The organism is Mesoterricola sp. JemC181 (genome assembly GCF_055384585.1).
Window position 1 is genome coordinate 2,847,678 of the sequence record NZ_AP045076.1, and the last position, 21,443, is coordinate 2,869,120.

Below are 21,443 nucleotides of genomic sequence, written 5' to 3' on the forward strand. Positions count from 1 at the left end.
ATTGGCAGAACTATACCATTCCCCGGCGCCCCTCAGCCCGTGGTCGCCAGCAGGATGTGCCCGCCCCGCTCCAGAGGGGCGCCGCCTCGGCCCGCGAAGAACCGGTTCCGGATCCCGGCGGGGCCGAGGTCCTCGATGGAGCGGAAGCCCAGGGCCCGCATCCTGGCGTGCAGCTCGTCGGTCTCGAAGCGGCTCCGCAGATGCTCTCCCACGGCGGCCACGCGCCGCTCAAGGGACTCCATCGCCGCGCCAGGAGCCTGCCCGGGCGGGTTCCCGTAGTCGAAGACCACCTGGGCGCCCCCCGGCAGGGCCCCGATGAAGGCCAGGGTGGAGAACACCGCCTCCTCGGTCAGGTAGGGCACCACGCCCAGCCAGGTGAAGAAGGTGCGCTTGCCGGGGTCGAAGCCCTCCAGGGTGAGGCCGTCCTCCAGCGTCTCCCGCTCGAAGTCGACCGGCACGTAGGTGAGGTTGTCCGGCACCGGGATGGCCGCCTCGGCCAGGAGCCGGCGCTTCCAGTCCTGGGTCGCGGGGTGGTCCACCTCGTAGATGTCCAGTTCCTCGCCCAGCGGGTTGCGGTAGGCGTAGGTGTCCAGCCCCGCGCCCAGCACCACCAGCTGCCGGGCCCCGCGGGCGAAGGCGGTGCGCAGGGCGTCCTCCGCGAACCGGGTGCGCACCGCGATGAAGAGCCTGAGCTGGCGCAGGGAGACGTCGCCCGCTGCCCGCCTGACAGCTGAGGCCGCCTCCGGCCCCAGGATCCGCCCCGCCAGGGGATCCGTGAAGATGCGCCCGTTCTCCAGCACCTGATGCACGGCCCGGTGGGTCGCGGCTCCCAGGGCTGTTCGGCTCGGCTCTCCAGGCTGCATGGGGGCTAGCCTAGTTGGAGCGCGTGCGGGAATCAAGCCGGGATTCGGCGCGCCCGGGCGCAGTCCGGAGAATCCCTTGAGAAGCCTCGAATATCGCTCCCGGACGGGATCCGGCGGCTTCCCCGGAGGCAGGGCCCGGCCATAATGGCTTCACAGCCTGCTTTTGCGGCCGGCCCTGGAGGACGTTTGGACACACAGCAGGAAAACCCCCGCCGCTGGGCACTTCTGGCCCTCACCTCCGTGGGGGCGTTCATGGCGCCGCTGGACGGGTCCATCGTGTCCGTGGCCCTGCCCCGCATGGGGCCGGCCCTGCACCTCAGCTTCGCCGCGTCCATGTGGGTGCAGGCCTCATACCTCCTGGCCATGGCGGTGACCCTCATCCCCCTGGGGCGCCTGGCGGACCAGTGGGGCAAGGTGCGGTTCTACCAGGCCGGCCTGGTCATCTTCACCCTGGGCTCTGCGGCCGCGGCCTCCTCCGTCGACGGCGCCACCCTGGTGGCCAGCCGCGTCCTCCAGGGCGTGGGCGGAGCCCTGCTCAGCGCCACCTCCGCGGCCATCGTCACCAGCGCCTTCCCGGCCCGGGAGCGGGGGCGGGCCCTGGGCATCAACGTCATGGCCGTGTACGCGGGCCTGAGCGTGGGGCCGCCCCTGGGCGGGTATCTGGTGGACCACTTCGGCTGGCCCTGGATCTTCCTCATCAACCTGCCCATCGGGCTCTTCACGCTGGTCTGGGGCCTGAACCTGCTGCCCGGGGTCGAGACGCAGCACGGGCGCGGCGCGAAGATGGACCTGGGCGGCGCGGCCCTCATGGGCGTGATGCTCGTGAGCCTCATCGTGCCACTCACCTTCTCGTCGGCGTGGGGGCTGTGGTCCCGGCAGACCTGGGGGATCCTCGCCATCGCGCCCTTGGCCCTCTGGGGATTCCTGGCCTGGGAGAAGCGCGTGGCCTCTCCGCTGATCGACCTGGACCTGCTGCGCAGGAACCGGCTCTTCGCAGCGGCCAACCTCGCCGCGCTGCTCAACTACATGGCCCTCTACGCCGTGAGCGTGCTCACCGCGGTCCAGCTTCAGCTGGTCCTGGGCCACCCGGCCCGGGTCGCCGGGTGGGTGCTCATGGGGCAGCCCGTGATGATGACCCTCCTGAGCCCCTTCGCGGGCCGGCTCAGCGACCGAATGGGCTCGCGCACCCTGGCCACCTCGGGCATGGTGCTTGTGGCCGCGGGCATGACCCTCCTGGGCTCCCTGGGGCGGAGCGCGGGCCTGGCCCAGGTGGTGGGCTCCCTGGCGGTGGTGGGCCTGGGCATGGCGGCCTTCAGCGCCCCCAACACCAGCGCGATCATGGGCAGCGTGGCGCGCACGCAGCTGGGGGTGGCCAGCGCCTTCCTGGCCACGATGCGCGTCACGGGCCAGGCGCTCTCGGTGGCCTTCCTGGGCGGCATCGCCGCAAGCCGCCTGGGCAGCGGCGGCTGGCGCCTCCTGCTGGCCAAGGCCTCGGGCCCCGCCGCGGGCGCATTCGCCTGGGGATACAGCGCGGCCATGTACGCAGGCGCCGCCCTGGCCCTGCTGGGCGCCTGGGCGAGCCTCACGCGCCACGGCGGGGAGGCCTGACTGTGTTCGAGCGGATCGACATCGACGGCCGGACCTTCGCCCCCGCCCTCTTCCTCGCGCCCATGGAGGGCGTGACCAACTCCGCCTTCCGCCGCCTCCTGTCGGACTTCGGCGGCTACGGCGCCCTCTTCACCGAGATGCTGTCGGCCGGGGCCTTCCTCCAGGAGAAGACCCGGGAGTCCTCCTTCACGAAGCGCCGGGACTGCGAGGGCCCCGTCATCTACCAGTTCGGCGCATCGGGCCGCGAGGACCTGGAGGCCGTCATCCGCAAGCTCCCGGAGCTGGGCGCGGCGGCCATCGACCTGAACCTGGGCTGCCCCGCCCCCAAGGTCAAGGCCAGCGGCTGGGGCGTGGCCCTCTGCGCCGACTTCCCCCGGCTCCGCGACGTGCTCGAGCGCATCCGCCGCAGCTATGCCGGCACCCTGACCGTGAAGGTCCGTCTGGGGGACGACCCCGGGAACTGGCGCGAAGGCTTCCTGGAGCGCGTGCGGCTCTTCGAGGACGTGGGCGTCAACGCCCTGACCGTGCACGTGCGCTTTTCGGGCGAGAAGCTCAAGCGCCGCCCCCGGTGGGAGGAGTTCCCCTGGATCGCGGCCCGCACAAGGCTGCCCGTCATCGGCAACGGGGACATCTGCTCCCCCCTGGACATCGAGCGGAACCGGGCCTTCTTCGAACCGCTCGCGGGCCTGATGCTGGGACGCATCGCCGTGGTCAAGCCCTGGATCTTCCGCGAATTCGCGGGCCTGCCGACGGGGGAGATCGACCACGCCGAGGTGTGGGACCGCCTCTACCGCTATACCCTCGAGGATATGCCCCCGGAGCGCGCCTTCGGGCGGCTCATGGACTTCAGCTACTATTTCGCCAAGAACTTCATGTTCGGGCACGTGTTCTACTCCAGCCTCCAGAAGGCCGCGACCCCCGCGGAGATAAGGGAGGCGGCCCTGCGGTTCCTGGAGTCGGGGCCGGGGCTGAACCCGGGCAAGGGCCTGTCCTTCACCTGAATTTTTCCATCGAACCCCTTGACGGATCCCTCCGGATTCCTCATGGTCAGGCAACGTTCATCTCAAGGAGGAGGCAGCATGAAGATCCAGGAACGTGATGTCAACGCCGTGCACATCATCGCCCCCCAGGGCAAGGTCACCCTTGGCGACGGCGACCAGGAGCTGGGCGAGGCCGTGCGGCAGTGCCTGGAGCAGGGGCACCGGAAGATCCTCATCGATTTCACCAAGGTGTCCGTGCTGGATTCCTCGGGCCTGGGCGAGCTGGTGGGCTGCTACACCTCCATCAAGAACCGCAAGGGCGAGCTGCGCATCTGCGGGCTCAATTCCAGGATCTTCAACCTCATGCAGATGACCAGCCTGCATTCCGTGTTCGAGGTGAAAGACACCGAGGCCGAGGCGCTGGCCGGGTTCTAGGCCTTGATCGAGGAACCGCCGGTCCCGGCGCCCGACCCGCCTCCCGTTGCCGGGGGGCGGCTCAGGCTGCTGGTGGAAAGGTGGTGCGAACGGCCCATCCGGGCGGCCTGGGGCGGCGCCTCCGCCTTCGCGGGGCATGCCTGGCCGGGGTTCGCCCTGGGGGCCATGGCGGCCATGCTCGCCTTCTGCGCCTTCCTGGGGACGACCCTCCGCACGGGCCTGGGGTGGGTGCCCGATGGGGTCCTGGGCCTCGTGGCCGCCGCCTTCGCGCTGCTGGCGGCCGGCGGGATCGTGGTCCTCGTGCGGGCCGTGGCGGCGGCGTGGCCCTGGCGGTTCTGTTTCGGAGCCCTGGGCTCCCTGGCGGCGATGACGGCCATCCTGGCCGTCCTGGACGTGCCCCTTCCCTTCGCGCTGGCCTTGGCCGCGACGGCCATCCTTTCCGCCGGAGCCCTGGGCGGCGGGATCTCCGTCCTCGTGCGCGGGAGGCAGGCCGGCTGGGGACACCTGGGCGCGGCCGCGGCCCTGGCGGCGGCGACCCTGGCGCTGGGCGCGCTGCTGGCGCTCCGGCTCGCAGGGCCGGGTTCCGACCCCTACCTCCTGCCGCCGCCCCAGGTCCGGGAGGCGGAGCCCCTCCAGGCGCCGGATCCCGGCGCCCCGGGCCTCTGGAAGACCGCCACGCTCTTCTACGGCAGCGGCGCCGACAGGCACAGGAAGGAGTTCGGGCCCGCGGCCGCCCTCAGGACGCGGCCCGTGGACGCATCCCTGCTGCTGCCGGACCTCAAGGGCCTCAAGGCGCGGATCCGGCAAAGGTACTGGGGCTTCGGCAAGGAGGCCTTCCCCCTGAACGGGCGCGTCACCTACCCCGAGGGCAAGGGCCCCTTCCCCCTCGTGCTGGCCGTGCACGGCAACCACACCGCCCAGAACTTCTCCGATGGCGGCTACCAGTACCTGGGGGACCTCCTGGCCTCCCGGGGCTTCATTTTCGTCTCCGTGGACGAGAACTTCCTGAACGGGTCCTGGGAGGGCGGCATCGACAAGGAGAACGCGGCCCGGGCCTGGGTCCTCCTCAAGCACCTGGAGGCGTGGCGCGGCTGGAACGCCGAGGCGGGCAACCCCTTCCAGGGCAAGGTGGACCTGGATAACGTCGCCCTCGTCGGCCACTCCCGGGGCGGGGAGGCGGCGGCCCTGGCCGCGGCCTTCAACCGGCTCCCCTGCGACCCGGAGAACGCGGCCCTGCCCTTCGCCTTCGGATTCTCCATCAAGGCGGTGGCGGCCATCGCGCCCATCGACGGCCAGTACGAACCCTCCGGCCAGCCCATCCCCCTGGAGGACGTCAGTTACCTCGTCCTGCAGGGCAGCCACGACAGCGACGTGTCCATGTTCGCGGGCTACCGCCCCTACAAGCGCGCCCGGTTCCCTTCGGGAGGCCCCGGCTTCAAGGCGGCCCTCTGGGTCTACCGCGCCAACCACGGCCAGTTCAACACCGCCTGGGGCCGGCATGACGCGGATCCCCCCCTGTCCTGGTTCCTGGGCACCGGAGCCCTCATGGCCGGAGAGGACCAACGGCGGGTGGCCAAGGTCTTCCTTTCCGGGTTCCTGGAGGCCACGCTCCACGGGCACCGGGAGTACCTGCCGATGTTCCGGGACCCCGCGACGGCGGCGCCCTGGCTGCCCCGGGTCCTGCTCCTCAACCAGTTCGAGGACGCCACCTTCCGGGCCGTTTCCACCTTCGACGGGGGACTGGACCTCACGCGCGCCACCCTGCCCGGGGCCGTGCAGAAAGGCTCGAACCTGGCCCGGTGGCGGGAGCGCACCGTGGAGGGCCGGGGCGAGTGGTCCTTCCAGGACAAGGCCGTGACCCTTGGCTGGATCCGCACCCGGGAGAAGGTCCCCTCCTACGCCATCGCCCTGCCGCCCCTGGACTGGAACCTGACGGCCTCCGCACGCCTGGTCTTCTCCCTGGCTGATACCGACGAGGACCCGTCCGACCAGCCGCCATCCGGGGCGAAGAAGCCCATCGACCTCACCGTGGAGCTGGTGGCCGCGGACGGCACCGTGGCCCGGGTCCCCCTGAGCCGCGTCCGGCCCCTGCAGCCGGTGGTGAAGGTGCGGTTCACCAAGTGGGCAGCCCTCGACAAGGCGGCCTTCAAACAGGCCTGGGAGCCCGTGTTCCAGACCTTCGAGCTGCCCCTTGCCCTCTTCAGGGAGGCCGAGCCCGCCTGGAACCCCCGGGGCCTGAGGGAGATCCGGTTCGTGTTCGACCGGACCGACCGGGGGGTCGTGCTGCTGGACGAAGTCGGTTTCACCTTCTGAAAGAGATTGGTAGAATCCGGGCGGCCACCCTAACGGATGGGATGTTTTTGCCGATGAGAAGGCAGGAAGGCCGCACCATGGACATTACGGCCATCACAACCACCACCCTCCCCCTGACCCAGACGACGGTCAGCCAGGCCGTGACCGCCACGGACCCGGCCGCCGCCTCCCCCGCGGCGACCCCCGCCTTCGACGTCGCCCTCACGGCCATCACGGCCGCCGCCACCCCCGCGTCAGCGGACACCCTCGACCTGAACGCGGAGGACATCGCCGCCCAGGTGGAGCAGGCCGCCGTGGCCCAGCAGACCGTCCTCACCGCCATGCGCTCCGGAGCGGACGTCTCCACCCTCCTCAGCGGCCTTCCCCCCGGCGCCACGGCCACGCTCCTGGGCGGCGGCTTCGTGAGGACCCCCGCCGGGGTCAACGCCTCCGAGCTGGACGCGCTCTGGGAGTTCCATTTCCCCTTCCGCAGGCTGGACGTCCCGGCCGTGACCTCCTCCACCCATCCCGAACCCACCCGGGAAAAGGACCAGCACGGAGCCGGCAGCTCGCCCCTCACGGGCTACGGCCCCCACGGGGAGAAGGAGCCGGTGCCGGGCCAGCCCCCCGCCTCGACTCTTGATATCCTGGACTGACGGGCCCGGGACCCGTCTTCATGGTTCTTTCCAAAGCACGCATCCTGCTTCCCACCCGCACCACCCGGCTGAGGTTCCTGGCCCACACCCGCCACATCGTCGGGGTGATGCTGCCCCTGGGCGCGGCGGTGGGGCTCCTGGTGGCCCTGGCCCTGTTCTGCCTGGAGCGCTTCGAGCCGTGGATCCAGCACCTGGGGGGCCGCACCCGGCTCACCCTCCTCCTCCCGGCCGCGGGTCTCTTCCTGACCACGGCCTGGCTGCGCCTCACCCGGCTCGGTGAGGTCTCCCTGGCGCGGGACCTGGACCTGGCCCGCACGGACCCCTACCAGGCCTTCCCCTTCCTGCGGTCCCTGGGCAAGGTGGTGGGCTGCGCCCTGACCATCGGGTTCGGCGGCAGCGCCGGCATCGAGGGGCCCGGAAAGTGGTTCGGGGCGGCCATGGGCCTCCAGTACCACCGGGTGCTGAGGACCTCGGCCAACTACCTGGGCGTCGTGAGGCGCCTGGCCCGCCCCCCCCTGGTCATGGCCCGGGCCGGGGCGGCCTCGGCCCTGGCGGCGGTCTTCCGGGCCCCGCTCTCGGGCGCCCTCATGGCCGCCGAGCACCACGGCCACCTCGCCGCCGAGTCCCTCATCCCCTGCCTCGTGTCGGCGGCGTCGGGCTACGTGGTCTTCTCCGGTCTCATGGGCTACGAGCCCCTCCTTCCGCTGCCCCGGGGCATGCTGCCCCTCCGGGCCCGGGAGCTGGCCTGGGCCCTGGGCCTGGGCCTCCTGTGCGGCCTGGCCGCGACCCTCTACCTGCGGGTCCGCAAGGCCCTGGACGCCCTGCTTGGGCGGTCGCCCCTGCTGTGGCGCGGGCTGGCCGCGGGCACGGGGCTCTGCCTCCTGGCGCTGCCCGGGCATCTGCTGTTCCACGACCTGCCCGTCACCCAGGGCGGGGGCCTCGAGCTGATCAAGGCCCTGCTCCAGGGAGGGACCCTGCCCGGCCACGCCACGGCCTACCTGGTCCTCAAGCTGGCCGCCACGGCCCTCACCTTCGCGGGGGGCGGCATCGGCGGCCTCTGGCTGCCCTCCCTGACCATGGGCTGCGCCCTGGGCACGGCCTTCGACGGGTTCCTCCACCTGGGCACCCAGGGCTACCTGACCCTCGTGGGAGGCGCCGCCATGGCGGGCGCCACCAACGAGAGCCTCCTGGTGCCCGTGGTCTTCCTGGCCGAGACCACGGGCCAGGCGGCCCTCGTGGTGCCGGCCCTGGTGGCCACCACCGTCTCCTACGTCGTGGTGCGCGAAGGCAGCTGACCGGAAGGGAACAGAAAGGAACGCCCGGACAATCTGTTCTATCATGTTGGATTCACCCAAACGACTGGGTCCCGAGACGAGGTACTATGAGCGCGGAAACTGGAAAGATCATCTGGACGGGCATCGACGAGGCCCCCGCCCTGGCCACCTACTCCCTGCTTCCCATCGTCAACGCCTTCACCAAGGCGGCGGGAGTGGTCGTGGAGACCCGGGACATCTCGGTGGCGGGCCGGATCCTGGCGGCCTTCCCGGAGAACCTGGCCGAGGGCCAGCGGGTGCGCGACGAGCTCAGCTACCTGGGCGAGCTCACCCAGCTGCCCCACGCCAACATCATCAAGCTGCCCAACATCAGCGCCTCGATCCCCCAGCTGAAGGCCGCCATCAAGGAGCTGCAGGGCCAGGGCTTCGCCATCCCCGACTACCCCGAGGCCCCCGCGAGCGAGGCCGAGAAGGCCATCCAGGCCCGCTATTCCAAGGTCCTCGGCAGCGCCGTCAACCCCGTGCTCCGGGAAGGCAACTCCGACCGCCGCGTGGCCCTCTCCGTCAAGCGCTACGCCCAGAAGCACCCCCACCGCATGGGCGCCTGGAGCCCCGACTCGAAGGCCCACGTGGCCCACATGGACGCCGGCGACTTCTACGGCAGCGAGAAGTCCGTCACCGTCGCCAAGGCCGGCAACGCGCGCATCGAGTTCGTGGACGCCGACGGCGCCGTGAAGATCCTCAAGGAGAGGCTCTTCCTCCAGGAGGGCGAGGTCGTCGACGGCGCGTTCCTGAGCGTGAAGGCCCTGCGCGCCTTCATCGCCGAGCAGATCGAGGCCGCGAGGAAGGAGGGCGTCCTGTTCTCCGTGCACCTCAAGGCCACCATGATGAAGATCTCCGATCCGGTGATCTTCGGGCACTTCGTCTCCGTCTTCTTCGCGGACGTCTTCCAGAAGCACGCCGCCCTCTTCGCGGAGCTGGGCATCAACCCCGACCTGGGCCTGGGCGACCTTCACGCCAAGCTCGCCAAGCTGCCCGAAGCCCAGCGCGCCGCCGTGGAGGCCGACATCAAGGCCGTCTACGCCTCCCGCCCGGCCCTGGCCATGGTGGATTCCGACAAGGGCATCACCAACCTGCACGCCAGCAACGACGTCATCATCGACGCCTCCATGCCGGTGGTGATCCGGGATTCCGGCAAGATGTGGGGCCCCGACGGCAGGCTCCAGGACGTGAAGTGCGTCATCCCCGACCGCTGCTACTCCACCTTCTACCAGGAGGCCATCGAGGACTGCCGCCGCAACGGGCAGTTCGACCCGGCCACCATGGGCAGCGTCTCCAACGTCGGCCTCATGGCCCAGAAGGCCGAGGAGTACGGCTCCCACGACAAGACCTTCAAGGCCCCCGCCGACGGCGTCATCCGGCTGGTGGACGCCTCCGGCGCCGTGCTGCTCCAGCACGCCGTCGAGAAGGGCGACATCTGGCGCGGGTGCCAGACCAAGGACCTGCCCATCCGGGACTGGGTGCGCCTGGCCGTGAGCCGCGCCCGGGCCACCGGGGCCCCCGCGGTCTTCTGGCTGGACCGGAACCGCGCCCACGACGCCCAGCTCATCGCCAAGGTGGACCGCTACCTGAAGGACCACGACACCGCCGGCCTGGAGATCCACATCCTGAGCCCCGTGGAAGCCATGCGCTTCACCCTGCCCCGCACCCGCGCCGGCAAGGACACCATCTCGGTCACCGGCAACGCCCTGCGGGACTACCTCACCGACCTGTTCCCCATCCTGGAGCTGGGCACCAGCTCGAAGATGCTCTCCATCGTGCCCCTGCTGGCCGGCGGCGGCCTCTTCGAGACGGGCGCGGGCGGCTCGGCCCCCAAGCACGTCCAGCAGTTCCAGCAGGAGGGCTACCTGCGCTGGGACTCCCTGGGCGAGTTCCTGGCCATCGGCGTCTCCCTGGAGCACCTGGGCGCGACGTTCAAGAACGCCAAGGCGCTCCTCCTGGCCGAGACCCTGGACCAGGCCAACGCCAAGTTCCTCGACAACAACCGCAACCCCGCCCGCAAGGTCGGCCAGATCGACAACCGAGGCAGCCACTTCTACCTGGCCCTCTACTGGGCCGAGGCCCTCGCCGCCCAGACGAAGGACGCCGACCTCCAGGCCCGCTTCGCCAAGGTCGCCGCGCAGCTGCAGGCCAACGAGGCGAAGATCAACGGGGAACTGATCGCGGCCCAGGGCAGCCCCGTGGACATGGGCGGCTACTACCACCCGGACTTCGAGAAGACCTCCCGGGCCATGCGCCCCAGCCCCACCCTCAACGCCATCGTGGACGCCATCGCTTAAAAAAATCTTTTCCTCGCGATCCGCCTCGAGTCCTCTGCATCTCCGCGTTTATTTCTTCTCTTGGAACGGCCTGGACGCCCGGGCGTTGGATTACCATTTCCACCAAGTCAAGAATTGGAATGAACGCGGAGGCGCTGGGGACTCGCGGCGTCTCGCGGAGACCAGAAAGGCAGCCATGACCCAGAATCGCCGTTCCTTCCTGCAGTCGTCCCTTCTCGCGGCTGCGGCGGTCCCCTTCGCGCCCGGTCTCCTGGCGGCCCAGACCTCCAAGCCGGGGACCTTCAGGGCCCGGCGCCTCGCCCTGGGCCAGACCGTTGGCCTCGTCAGCCCCGCCGGCGCCACGTGGCAGTCCGACGAGATCACCTTCATCCAGGAGGCCCTCGCCGCCCTGGGCCTCAAGTCCAAGGTCGGCAGGCACGTCCTGGACCGCTACGGCTACCTCGCCGGCAGGGACGAGGACCGCGCCGCCGACGTCAACGCCATGTTCGCCGACGACACGGTGGACGCCATCCTCTGCGTGCGCGGCGGCTGGGGCTGCAACCGCATCCTCCCCCTCATCGACTACCGGTCCATCGCCCTCCACCCCAAGATCCTCCTCGGCTACAGCGACATCACGGCCCTGCTCAACGCCGTGCACGCGAAGACCGGCCTGGTGACCTTCCACGGCCCCGTGGGGGCCTCGGTGTGGAACGCCTACTCCGTGGACTGGCTGCGCCGCGTGCTCTTCAAGGCCGAGGCCGTCGTCATGGAGAACCCCAAAATCACGGGGGACAGCCTCGTGCAGACCCGGGACCGGATCCACACCATCACCCCGGGGACCGCCCGCGGGCGCCTCCTGGGGGGGAACCTGACGGTCCTGGCCGCCATGCTGGGCTCCTCCTACGTGCCCGACTTCACCGGCGCGATCCTCTTCCTGGAGGACACCAACGAGCACATCTACCGCATCGACCGCATGCTGACCCAGCTCCGGCTGGCCGGGATCCTGGACCGCATCTCGGGCTTCGTCTTCGGCAACTGCACCAAGTGCGACCCGGGCGACGGGCACGGCTCCCTGTCCATGGAGGAGGTGCTGAACGACCACATCCGTCCGCTGAAGGTCCCCGCCTGGGCAGGCGCGATGATCGGGCACATCGAGAACAAGTTCATGGTGCCCGTGGGCGTCCAGGCGGAGATCGACGCCGCGCGCGGGACGATCACGATGCTCGAACCCGCGGTCCGGTGATGAGGCCCCTCCTCGCCCTCCTGACCCTGGCCTGCTCCCTGGCGGCCGCGGCCCCCTGGTCCGCGCAGGCGCTGTGGGACCAGTGGCCCCAGGCGCGCGTGTCCCCGGCGGATCCGTGGGCCCTCAGGCACGCGGGCCTCCAGGTCGCCCTGGCGGCCCTCCAGACCCGGCATCCGGGGCTCTTCACGGTCGTGGAGGAGGGCCTGAGCGCCGAGGGCCGCAGGATCCAGGTGCTTCGCGCGGGCACCGGCCCCAGGGGCGTGCTCCTCTGGTCGCAGATGCACGGCGACGAGCCCACCGCCACCTCCTCCCTCCTGGACCTCATGAACTGGCTTGGCATGAACCGCGACGAACCCGAGGTCCAGCACTTCCTCTCGAGGGTCAGCCTCTGGATCATCCCGATGCTGAACCCCGACGGCGCCGAGCGCTCCCAGCGCCGGAACGCCCAGGAGATCGACATCAACCGCGACGCCCTGCGCCTCTCCTCGCCGGAAGGACGCCTCCTCAAGGCGGTGCGGGACCGCACCCGGCCCATGCTCGGCTACAACCTCCACAACCAGAACCCCCTGGTCAAGGCGGGCGCCGGGGGCCGCCAGGTGGCCATCTCCCTCCTCTCGGTGCCCGGGGACGAGGCCTTCACCGACACGCCCGGCACGCGCCTGACCCGGCGCCTCGCCGTGAAGGTCCAGCAGCTCGTCACCCCCTTCGCCCCCGGCCGCGTGGGCCGCTACGACATGGACTACACCCCCCGCGCCTTCGGCGACTCCATGACCCGCTGGGGCACCGCCACCCTCCTCATCGAGACCGGGGGCTGGTCCGGGCCCAACGAGGCCGAGCGCCTCGTAAGACTCAATTTCGTGGCCCTCCTGGGCTCGCTTTCCGCATTCGCCGACGGCTCCCTGGACGCCCTGGACCTCGCCGACTACCCGAAGATCCCCCTGAACACCCGGGACGCCATCGCCACCCTCGTCGTGCGCAACGTCAGGCTGGCCGAGGGACGCGGGCTGGCTCCGTTCACCGCGGACCTCTCCTTCGTGGTGCAGGGCCCCTTCCGGGGGGACGCCCCGCGGCGCGAACCCGCCCTCCAGGACCTGGGGGACCTGTCGTACGCCCTGGGCCTCACCGAGCTGGACGCCAGCGGCATGCTGGCCGTGCCCTGGCCCCTGGGGCCCTCCGACTGGCCCGCGCTGCGGGCCGACCTGCACGCGCGCGGCCTCGCCGAAGCCACCGAGGCCAGGCTCGCGGCCGCCGTCCGCGGCCTGGGGGACAGTGCCGTGGCGAGGCCCGGCTACCGCGGCGCCATTCTCCTCTACCGGCCCGGCACGGGCGGAATTCTGAACCTTGCGGGCGCGGTCGTCCACGGCAGGGTTGAAGGCCCCGTGGCCGCCCAGGTCAACTAGCGAACACTCATTCCCGGTTGGCAAAATACGCCTTTCCCCACCTGTCGCGGGATCGTGACAGAAATGTGACGAAGCCGTGTAATTGCAGTAGCCATTGGGGCCGGGAGCGGTATACTCCAGGTCAGAACACCTAAAAAACGTCATGTATCACCCGGGGGCGATCCGCCCTCCCAGCCGTGGAGAACTCTATGAAACTTCGGCAACTTGGAGCTTTTGCGCTCGTAATCGTCGCACTACCCGCCTCCGCGCAGCAGGTGGGTTCGATCTTCGGCAAGGTGACCGCGAAGAACGGGAAGGCCCTGGCGGGCATTCACGTGGATGTCAGCGGCAACGTCCTGCCCCAGGGCCGCAGGGTGGTCACCAGCGAACTCGGCGAGTACCGGCTGCCCTTCCTGCCTCCGGGCGAGTACAACCTCACCTTCACCCACCCGACCCGCACCACGGAAAAGCGCAAGGTCTCCGTGGCCCTCCAGCAGACCTCCACCATCAACGTGGTGATGAACGAGGCCGCCGTGCAGTCCACGGTCGTGGAAGTGGTGGGCCAGGTCAGCCAGGTCGACCCGTCCTCGGCCGAATTGAAGACCTTCATCGGCTCCGACGTGCTTTCCGCCATGCCGGTGGGGCAGGGCTACCGCGACATCCTCAAGCTCATCCCGGGGGTCGCCTTGACCAGCCAGGGCACTCGCGATCCCAACGCGGGCGGCAGCGGCCAGGACAACGTCCACCTCATGGACGGCGTCAACATCAACCTTCCCATGTATGGGTCGATCGGCCTGGGAGCGGGAACCGCCTCCTACGACATCGACCAGGTCGCCATCACCAAGGGCGGCGCCTCGGCCACCGATTTCAACCGGTCCGCAGGCTTCACGATGAACACAATCAGCAAGTCCGGCACCAACACCTTCGCCGGCGAACTCTCCTACATCGCAGTGCCGTCGAGCATGGTTGCCCGCCGTCCCGCGGGCAGCACCCAGGCGTTCGAGACCAACTCGACCTATGCCATCGCCAGCGTTGGCGGGCCCATCATCAAGGAACGCCTGTTCTTCTTCGCGTCCTTCTATCAGCCGAAGGACACCCGAAAGAACGGTTCCAACCTGTACGGCCCGGTTCCCGAATTCAGCACCGACCATAAGGAGTATTTCGGCAAGCTCACCTATTCTCCCCTCAGCAACCTCCTCCTCCATGTCAGCCACCGCCGTTCCGAGCACACCGAGCACAACACCAGCATCGGCTCCTTCTCGCCGCCGTCCGTGGCCAACGGGGGTGATTCGAATACCTACATCACCACCCTCGAAGCCTCCTGGTCCGTCACGCCCAACAACTTCCTGAACTTCAAATACACGAACTTCGCCCTCTACACCCAGGACCACCCGAACACCTTCTCCGGCGCCAAGCCGGCCCTGGACGGCAGTTCCGTGCTCGACGTCAACAACCTGGACACCCAGGGCAATCTCTCCATCCCCACCGTGGCCCAAGCGGGGTCCAATGCGACCCTTATCGCCCTCATCAACCGCTACGGGTACCCCGGGGCCAACGCCCCCGCCGGGACCCCAACCACCGCGGCGGGCTTCGTCGGCGGCGGCAGTGTCGGCTCCGCGGCCTCCATCAACACAGACAATTTCTTCCGCAAGAACTACCAGCTGGCCTGGGACGGCACGTACGGCTCCGCCGTCACCCACGATCTGCATGTCGGCTACCAGTACTGGAAGGAGATGGAGGATCTCTACCGCGTTTCCAACGGCTGGGGCTCCATCGCCACCAACCCCACAAACGTGAAGATCCCCACCACTGCGATCAGCGGCGTGGGCCTGGTCTACGCCTACGTGGCTTCACCCTACCAGCAGGGTCTCGGCCACGCCCCGCAGATCCATTCAGAGTATGTATCCCAGAATTTCGAGGTGAACGACAAGATCCGGTGGGAAAAGTTCACCTTCAACGTCGGTGTGCTGGTGAGCAACGACAAGCTCTACGGCATGGGCATCCGCTCGGATTCCACCACGGCGGGCGGCTATTCGCTGGCCCCCGGAGCCAAATATCTCGAGCATGAGATCAAGTGGGCCGACACGCTCCAGCCCCGCCTGGGCGTGACCTGGAACTACCACAAGGAGGACACCATCTACGCGAACTACGCGCGGTACGTGCCCTCCACCTCCTCCCTGCCCCGCGCATCATCCTGGGCCCGGAACCTCGTGGGCACCATCAACGTCTACTTCGATTCCACGGGCCACATGATCGGCCAGGGCGCGGACGCCGTGTCCCAGGGCAAGCTTTACCAGGACGGACTCAAGCCCCGCCACACTGACGAGTTCATGGTCGGGACGACCCGGGACTTCGGCCACGGCCTCACGTCCCGCCTCTACGCCCGCTACCGCAAGAGCGTCAATTTCTGGGAAGACACCCCCAACAACTCCCGGGTCGTCTACAACGCCCCCTCCGACGTCCCCCACACCCTCTACATCCCCGACCTCGCCACGAAGCTCAGCAACCTGGGCGCCAACGGCGGGGCCATGAACGGCAACACCTCCGCGGTCATCGCCCAACTCGACGGCGCCTTCACCAAGTTCTACGAAGTGTCCTCCGAGACCGAGTGGACCCGTGGCCCTCTCTTCGCGAGCCTCTCCTACACCTGGAGCCACTACTACGGCAACTTCGACCAGGACAACTCCACCAACGGCTCCGCCAACGACGCCAACGTCTTCGTCGGCTCCTCCAACATCGCCGACAGCGCGGGCACCCAGATCTGGGACAACAAGTACGGCAACCTCGCCGGCGACCAGCGCCACAAGGTCAAGCTCTTCGGCAGCTACAGCTTCCCCTGGAACGGCAAGCTCGGCATCTACGGCGTCTACCAGACCGGGCAGCACTGGCAGAGGACCGACTACAAGGTCTACCAGGCCCTCATCACCGCCACCGGTTCCTCCAGCACCAGCGATACCGCCCGCTACGCGGAGCCCGCGGGTTCACGGGTGAATCCCTCCCACTACCAGATGGACCTCAGCTACACCCAGACCTTCTGGCAGCAGAAGCGGATGGGCCTCTCGGCCACCGTGGACCTGTTCAACGTCTTCAACCGGCAGACCGTCACCTCCTACAACCAGAGCGCCAACGGCGGCGCCTTCGGATATGCCCAGACCTACATGCTGCCCCGCCGCACCCAGTTCGGCGTGAAGTTCTGGTTCTGATCCCCGACGCCACCGTTGGAGGAAAGGGAGCGGCCATGCCGCTCCCTTTTTTTGTTCTTCACGGAATTGAGTGAAGGCTTCGACCCACACTCGCTTTGGCCTCCTCTTGAGAAGGGCCCTGGGACGGGTGGTCGTAGACCGTCCTGATCCCGTCACCAAGGTAGTTCGAAACGAAAAGCCTATCGCCGAGGCGCCGAGGAGCCGAGGTTCGCCGAGAAAAGATCTTCTCTTATTCCTCGGCGATCCTCGGTTTCCTCGGCGCCTTCGGCGAAAGGCCCTTCGACGGAGTTCGCCGGATTCATCGGATAACAAGTCGGCAGCAGTGGACTTCAGGCATCTTGGAGTTGTCGAAAATCCAGGATGGAAGGAGGCCGCTGCTGCCTATCAAGGAGCTCTGAAGTGGTAACAAAACCGAGGCAATCTGACCTGCCGTAGGGTGAGCCTCATGAGCGGTGATCGGATGTTCCTTTGCCCTTCTTTCATCCCTTTCCATCCCACTTTTGCAACAGATAGAGCACTGCTCTATCTGTTGCAAAAGTCCCCGTGCATCCCCGGCAGAACCTATCACGGGTGTGTCGGCACGTAGAAATCGGGGCACGGCATGGCCATCCAGGATCCGCTCACCGGCCTGATCATCGGCAGTTGCTTCAGGGTTGCAAATGAACTTGGCAATGGGTTCGTGGAAAAGGCGTATGAGAACGCCCTGGCCCACGAGTTGCGGAAGGCCAAGGTCAAGGTGGTCCAGCAGCAGGGAATCGAGGTCTATTACAATGGGGTGGTTACCCGCCGGGTCCCATTGCGAGGTTTCAGGTTGTCTATGTCATCCTTCCTCCCCGCACCGGCTTTCCGGGCGCACCGTTCAGCTTTTTGTCCACGACTCCAGAGCGCCGGTTCCTTGCGTGGTGGGTCGAAAGGCTAATCCGTAGGGTCGGCCCACCCAGTCAAACTACATGGAAGGCCCGGTTTGGGCCGGTCCGCAACAAGTCCCTCTTTTGGACCGTGCTGGCGAATGCGAATCTGCCGAATAAGGCTCCCTGTCCATTCAGGTCCCGGAAACTTCAAATCCGGCCTTCGCATTTTGATCTGAGGAAGGTGTCACCACCTTCCCTGACCAAGGAGAGGAGGATGGCATGCGAATTGGCAAGGCGTTGAGGTCTCTTTCCGATCTCGAATCGCAGGAGGTTCGCGGCGGGATGTTTGCAGCAACCATGGGATCCGGCCGCCCCTTGATCAGCCCCGCCCGTCCCTCCAGCTTCTCTGGCAGGGATCTGGAGAACCGGATGATCGGAGGGGCTCTCGGCGGTGGCCTCCGAGGCTATCAATTGGGTGGCCCCCAGGGAGCCGGACCTGGGGCACTCGGTGGGGCTCTTGCCGGGGGGATGGGATATTGCCTGACCCACGCCTCCGGAGGTGGCCCCACCTATTCCTCGAACCTCGCTTCCTCCCTGGCTTCTCCCATTCATCGGGCGCCGAACGTCATGTGAACCTCCGAGTCCTGGCCAGTTCCATGGAGAACCGTACCCATGACGCGCACCCGCGGGGCAATTGGGTTGATTCTGGGTTCGATGGCCATCCTCGTCCTCTGCCTGAAAACCGGGGCCGGGATGGGATCCATTCTGCCCGGACTCCTCACGGGCTACGTCGCCGTCTCGATCTTCTGCCGGAAATCGAGGTGAGAAGCCCCACAAATCAGCCCTGGCCGGCTTCCACATGCACGGCAGGCGCGAGCCACCCCCGCGCCACCCTGCAGCCGTTCCCCACCAGGATCGTCACGGCGCTCCCGATCAGGGTGTGCCACGTGAAGTCGATCCGCGTGAAGGCCAGCACCCCCACCATCGCCAGCAGCCCGCACACGAACCCGGTGAGGGCGTCGGCCTGGTTCGTCCTGCGGAAGAACAGGCCCAGGAAGAAGGTCCCCAGGAGCCCGCCGTAGGTGACCGAGGCGATCTTCAGGCCCAGCTCCACCACGGGGTTCTTCGTGTCGGTGAAGAGCATGGCGCCGCCGATGAGGAGGACGCCCCACACCAGGGTGAAGATCCGCGACCATCGCACCTCGCCCTTGGCGTCCAGGCCCCGGGCCAGCGGGGTGAGCTGGAAGAGGTCCAGGTACGTGGCCGAGGCCAGGGAGCTGATGGACGATGACAGGGTGCCCATGGCCGAGGCCAGGACCCCCGCCACCACGAGGCCCGCCACGCCCGTGGGGAGGTTCTCCACGATGAACTTCGGGAAGACCTCGTCCGAGGTGGCCAGGCCCAGCTGCTGGAAGGTGACCCCGCCGTAGAAGGCGTAGAGGCACAGGCCCAGCACCAGGAAGAAGCCGAACTGGAGCAGGATGAAGCTCGCGTCCAGCATCAGGGCCTTCTGGGAGTCCCGTCGGGTGCGGCAGCCCAGGAGCCGCTGCACCAGGAGCTGGTCGGTGCCGTGGGAGGCCATGGTCAGGAAGGTGCCGCCCAGGACGCCGCCCAGGAGGGTGTAGGGCGCGGCCAGGAAGCCCCGCAGGGAGCCCCCCGTGGCGGTGTTGATGAAGGCGAACTTGTCCTGGCCGTTGGCGGTGGCGAAGGCGGCCACATCCGCCCAGCCGTGGGGCAGCCGGTGGAGGATGAGCACCATGGCCGCCACCGCCCCACCCAGGTAGATGAAGAGCTGCACCACGTCCATGGCCACCACCGCCTTCAGGCCGCCCAGGTACGTGTAGAGGAGGGTGAAGCCCCCGATGAGCAGGATGCTGGCGGGATAGTCCAGCCCGGTGATCAGGTGCACCGGGATGGCCGTGGCGAAGAGCCGCACCCCGGAAGCCAGCACGCGGGTCACGATGAACACGCTGGAGGTGAACTTGCGCAGGGGGAGGCCGAAGCGTCTGCCCAGGAAGTCGTAGGCCGTCTCCAGGTCGCCGCGGTAGTAGGCCGGGATGAAGACCGCGCTCACGATGAGCCGGCCGATGAAGTAGCCCGCCACCAGCTGGAGGAAGTGCATGTTCCCCTTGAAGGCCAGGCCGGGGATGCTGATGAAGGTCAGGGTGCTCGTCTCGCTCGCGACGATGGAAAAGCCCACGGACCACCAGGACATCTCCTTGCCGCCCAGGAAGTAGTCCCGGGAGGACCGCTGGCGGCCCGAGATCAGGATGCCCGCGAGGGTCACCCCCAGGAGGTAGACGATCACGATGACGTAGTCGAGAAGCCTGAAACCCATTGTTCGCGCCTTTCTCTAGACAGCGGCCTGCCGCACTCGGGCCACCCAGGCTTCCCAGGCGCGCTGATCGAAGGGAGTCCCGGCGGGCTCCGCGAGGGTCCGGCGGTAGGCGCGGCCGGCCTGCACCGCGGCCTCCACCGCCTCCGGGGGGAGCGTGCGCAGGGCCGCCACCGAGGCCTCCAGGGCCTCCTGCGTCTGGCACACCAGCAGGGCCAGGTGGCCGGCCTCGATGGCCAGGCGGATGCGCTCGGGCCAGGGGAAGCCCCCGACGCCGCCCATCTCCATGTCGTCCGTCACCCAGGCCCCGGGGATGCCCCAGGGATTGCCCGCCACGTGGCCCCGGTGGAGGCTCGCGGGCAGGTCCCCGCTCCAGGGCGTGCGCACGTGGCCCACCATGGTCAGGCGATCGGGGCGCGCCAGGGTGCGGAAGGGCTCCAGGGCCCGCAGGATGGCCTCCGGGTCCGAGAGCTCGGGCAGGGCGCGGTGGCTGTCCACCTTCGTGCCCCCCAGGCCCGGGAAGTGCTTGAGGCAGCCCTTGACGCCCGTGGATTCCAGCCCCTCCAGGAAGGCCTCTGCGGCCTGGGCGGCCTCGACGGGATCCGCGGAGGCGCGGCGGTCCCCGAGCCCCGTGCCGGGAATGCCGTCGTGGAGGTCCACCAGCGGCGCGAAGTCGATGTTGAAGCCGAGGAGCGCGAGCCCCTCGCCCCAGAGGCGGCCCCAGGCCCGGGCGCCCTCCCTGCCGGAGCCGGTCCAGATGCGCCGGAACGACGGCGTCTCCCCGACCCAGCACAGCAGCCGCGAGACGGGGCCCCCCTCCTGGTCGATGGCCATGGCCAGCGGCACCTCGCGCCCCCAGCGGAGCTGGAGGTCCCGGAGGAGGGCATGGCAGCGGGCCGGGCCCGTGACGGGGTCCGGGTCGAGGTTGCGGGCGAACATCACCACGCCCCCCGGGACGGTCTCGCCGGGCACATCGGCGGCATCGCGGGCGTGGACGCCCATCCAGATCGTTTCGGCGGCAGAAGGGATCAAAGGATCTCCCATAAATTGGACACGTCGGGGTTGTGAATACTGTAACATTTTTATAAACATTCACTAAGCCGGGAGTTCTCATCAACATGGCCCTGCCCCGCACCGAACAGACCTCCCCCGGCCACGCACGCCTCGACGAGTACGGCACCCTCGAACTGGTCCAGGCCTTCATCGACGACCAGGCGGCTGCCGCCCTGGCGGTGCGCGCCGCCGCGCCCGGGCTCGCCCGGGCCGTGGAGGCCGCCGCCGGGCGCCTGGAGCAGGGCGGGCGGATCATCTACGTCGGCGCGGGCACCTCCGGGCGCCTGGGGCTCCTGGACAGCGTCGAGCTGCATCCCACCTTCTCCTGGCCCCCGGAACGCGCCCTGGCGCTCCTGGCGGGGGGGCCCACGGCGGTGCACCTGGCCGTGGAAGGGGCCGAGGACGACCGGGAGCGGGGGGCGCTGGACCTCGCCGCGCTGCGGCCCGGCCCCTCCGACGTGGTGCTCCTGCTGGCCGCCTCGGGGGCCACGCCCTTCGCCCTGGGCGCCCTGGAGGCCGCCCGCGCCGCAGGGGCCCTCACCATCGGCATCGCCAACAACCCGGGCTCGCCCCTGGCGGCGGGCGCCGAGGTGGGCATCACCCTCGACACCGGCCCCGAGGTCATCTCCGGCAGCACCCGGCTCAAGGCCGGAACCGCCCAGAAGATCGCCCTCAACACCTTCTCCTCGGCGGTGATGGTGCGGCTCAACAAGGTCTACGGGAACCTCATGGTGGACGTCAGGGCCACCAACGCCAAGCTGGTGCGCCGGGCCATCCGCCTCATCGAGGCGGCTTCCGGGGCCCCGGAGGAGCGTGCCCGGGAGGCCTTCGAGGCCTGCGGGGGCCAGGTCAAGACGGCCATCGTCGCCCTCCGGCTGGGCCTCGCCCCCGACCAGGCGCGGGAACGCCTCGCGGCGGTCCGGGGCAGCGTCCGCGCCGCCCTGGGGGCCTAG

General features: G+C 68.9%; 16 protein-coding genes. 13 read left to right on the plus strand and 3 right to left on the minus strand.

Annotation, left to right across the window (positions count from 1 at the left end):
- Positions 1 to 32: 32 nt before the first annotated feature.
- Positions 33 to 863 carry a class I SAM-dependent methyltransferase gene (locus ACZ5MC_RS12490; protein ID WP_306600809.1) on the minus strand — a complete coding sequence of 277 codons (831 nt, stop codon included), beginning with the start codon at positions 861 to 863 and terminating at the stop codon, positions 33 to 35.
- Positions 864 to 1,049: 186 nt separating this feature from the next.
- Between ACZ5MC_RS12490 and ACZ5MC_RS12495 the strand changes: the two genes are divergently transcribed.
- The 12 genes from ACZ5MC_RS12495 to ACZ5MC_RS12550 all read left to right on the plus strand — a co-directional run bounded on the left by ACZ5MC_RS12495 (position 1,050) and on the right by ACZ5MC_RS12550 (position 17,927).
- On the plus strand, positions 1,050 to 2,471 hold the full coding sequence (locus ACZ5MC_RS12495) for an MFS transporter (protein WP_306600810.1): 1,422 nt from the start codon (positions 1,050 to 1,052) through the stop codon (positions 2,469 to 2,471).
- 2 nt (positions 2,472 to 2,473) lie between these two features.
- Positions 2,474 to 3,472, plus strand: coding sequence for a tRNA-dihydrouridine synthase family protein (locus tag ACZ5MC_RS12500; RefSeq protein WP_306600811.1), 999 nt, complete (start codon positions 2,474 to 2,476; stop codon positions 3,470 to 3,472).
- Positions 3,473 to 3,550: 78 nt separating this feature from the next.
- The gene (locus tag ACZ5MC_RS12505) at positions 3,551 to 3,886 is read left to right on the plus strand and encodes an STAS domain-containing protein (protein WP_306600812.1); all 336 of its coding nucleotides are present in this window, start codon (positions 3,551 to 3,553) and stop codon (positions 3,884 to 3,886) included.
- A gap of 3 nt (positions 3,887 to 3,889) precedes the next feature.
- Positions 3,890 to 6,199 carry an alpha/beta hydrolase gene (locus ACZ5MC_RS12510; protein WP_306600813.1) on the plus strand — a complete coding sequence of 770 codons (2,310 nt, stop codon included), beginning with the start codon at positions 3,890 to 3,892 and terminating at the stop codon, positions 6,197 to 6,199.
- A 77-nt stretch (positions 6,200 to 6,276) separates the two neighbouring features.
- Complete coding sequence (locus ACZ5MC_RS12515; protein ID WP_306600814.1) at positions 6,277 to 6,834, plus strand: hypothetical protein; 558 nt, start codon at positions 6,277 to 6,279, stop codon at positions 6,832 to 6,834.
- Positions 6,835 to 6,854: 20 nt separating this feature from the next.
- The gene (locus ACZ5MC_RS12520; protein WP_306600815.1) at positions 6,855 to 8,129 is read left to right on the plus strand and encodes a chloride channel protein; all 1,275 of its coding nucleotides are present in this window, start codon (positions 6,855 to 6,857) and stop codon (positions 8,127 to 8,129) included.
- A gap of 86 nt (positions 8,130 to 8,215) precedes the next feature.
- On the plus strand, positions 8,216 to 10,447 hold the full coding sequence (locus ACZ5MC_RS12525) for an NADP-dependent isocitrate dehydrogenase (protein ID WP_306600816.1): 2,232 nt from the start codon (positions 8,216 to 8,218) through the stop codon (positions 10,445 to 10,447).
- Between the two features lie 175 nt (positions 10,448 to 10,622).
- Entirely contained in the window at positions 10,623 to 11,669 is a 1,047-nt protein-coding gene (locus ACZ5MC_RS12530; protein ID WP_306600817.1) for a S66 peptidase family protein, read from the plus strand.
- Positions 11,669 to 13,069 carry a M14 family zinc carboxypeptidase gene (locus tag ACZ5MC_RS12535; protein WP_306600818.1) on the plus strand — a complete coding sequence of 467 codons (1,401 nt, stop codon included), beginning with the start codon at positions 11,669 to 11,671 and terminating at the stop codon, positions 13,067 to 13,069. The genes ACZ5MC_RS12530 and ACZ5MC_RS12535 overlap by 1 nt, the downstream gene beginning before the upstream one ends.
- A 254-nt stretch (positions 13,070 to 13,323) precedes the next feature.
- Positions 13,324 to 16,251 (plus strand): TonB-dependent receptor, encoded by a 2,928-nt coding sequence (locus ACZ5MC_RS12540; protein ID WP_306600819.1) that lies wholly within the window; start codon positions 13,324 to 13,326, stop codon positions 16,249 to 16,251.
- A 601-nt stretch (positions 16,252 to 16,852) separates the two neighbouring features.
- Complete coding sequence (locus tag ACZ5MC_RS12545) at positions 16,853 to 17,170, plus strand: GxxExxY protein (protein WP_306600820.1); 318 nt, start codon at positions 16,853 to 16,855, stop codon at positions 17,168 to 17,170.
- Between the two features lie 604 nt (positions 17,171 to 17,774).
- Positions 17,775 to 17,927 (plus strand): hypothetical protein, encoded by a 153-nt coding sequence (locus ACZ5MC_RS12550; RefSeq protein WP_306600821.1) that lies wholly within the window; start codon positions 17,775 to 17,777, stop codon positions 17,925 to 17,927.
- A gap of 13 nt (positions 17,928 to 17,940) precedes the next feature.
- Here the strand turns inward: ACZ5MC_RS12550 and ACZ5MC_RS12555 are convergent, their stop codons facing one another.
- Both ACZ5MC_RS12555 and ACZ5MC_RS12560 read right to left on the minus strand, forming a co-directional pair.
- Positions 17,941 to 19,440, minus strand: a complete 1,500-nt coding sequence (locus tag ACZ5MC_RS12555; RefSeq protein ID WP_306600822.1) for a sodium:solute symporter — start codon at positions 19,438 to 19,440, stop codon at positions 17,941 to 17,943.
- Positions 19,441 to 19,455: 15 nt separating this feature from the next.
- Positions 19,456 to 20,469: a glycoside hydrolase family 3 N-terminal domain-containing protein gene (locus ACZ5MC_RS12560; RefSeq protein ID WP_464515944.1), complete on the minus strand. Its 1,014-nt coding sequence runs from the start codon at positions 20,467 to 20,469 to the stop codon at positions 19,456 to 19,458.
- 86 nt (positions 20,470 to 20,555) lie between these two features.
- On the opposite strand from ACZ5MC_RS12560, the gene murQ reads away from it, so the two are divergent.
- The gene (gene murQ, locus ACZ5MC_RS12565; protein WP_464515945.1) at positions 20,556 to 21,443 is read left to right on the plus strand and encodes an N-acetylmuramic acid 6-phosphate etherase; all 888 of its coding nucleotides are present in this window, start codon (positions 20,556 to 20,558) and stop codon (positions 21,441 to 21,443) included.

What these genes read in the sequence shown, in the direction of transcription:
- murQ (WP_464515945.1), top strand. Translation starts at nt 20,556, where the DNA reads ATGGCCCTGCCCCGCACCGAACAGACCTCCCCCGGCCACGCACGCCTC.
- ACZ5MC_RS12525 (WP_306600816.1), top strand. Translation starts at nt 8,216, where the DNA reads ATGAGCGCGGAAACTGGAAAGATCATCTGGACGGGCATCGACGAGGCC.
- ACZ5MC_RS12555 (WP_306600822.1), bottom strand. Translation starts at nt 19,440, where the DNA reads ATGGGTTTCAGGCTTCTCGACTACGTCATCGTGATCGTCTACCTCCTG.
- ACZ5MC_RS12535 (WP_306600818.1), top strand. Translation starts at nt 11,669, where the DNA reads ATGAGGCCCCTCCTCGCCCTCCTGACCCTGGCCTGCTCCCTGGCGGCC.
- ACZ5MC_RS12505 (WP_306600812.1), top strand. Translation starts at nt 3,551, where the DNA reads ATGAAGATCCAGGAACGTGATGTCAACGCCGTGCACATCATCGCCCCC.
- ACZ5MC_RS12530 (WP_306600817.1), top strand. Translation starts at nt 10,623, where the DNA reads ATGACCCAGAATCGCCGTTCCTTCCTGCAGTCGTCCCTTCTCGCGGCT.
- ACZ5MC_RS12520 (WP_306600815.1), top strand. Translation starts at nt 6,855, where the DNA reads ATGGTTCTTTCCAAAGCACGCATCCTGCTTCCCACCCGCACCACCCGG.
- ACZ5MC_RS12545 (WP_306600820.1), top strand. Translation starts at nt 16,853, where the DNA reads ATGGCCATCCAGGATCCGCTCACCGGCCTGATCATCGGCAGTTGCTTC.
- ACZ5MC_RS12515 (WP_306600814.1), top strand. Translation starts at nt 6,277, where the DNA reads ATGGACATTACGGCCATCACAACCACCACCCTCCCCCTGACCCAGACG.
- ACZ5MC_RS12490 (WP_306600809.1), bottom strand. Translation starts at nt 863, where the DNA reads ATGCAGCCTGGAGAGCCGAGCCGAACAGCCCTGGGAGCCGCGACCCAC.
- ACZ5MC_RS12550 (WP_306600821.1), top strand. Translation starts at nt 17,775, where the DNA reads ATGACGCGCACCCGCGGGGCAATTGGGTTGATTCTGGGTTCGATGGCC.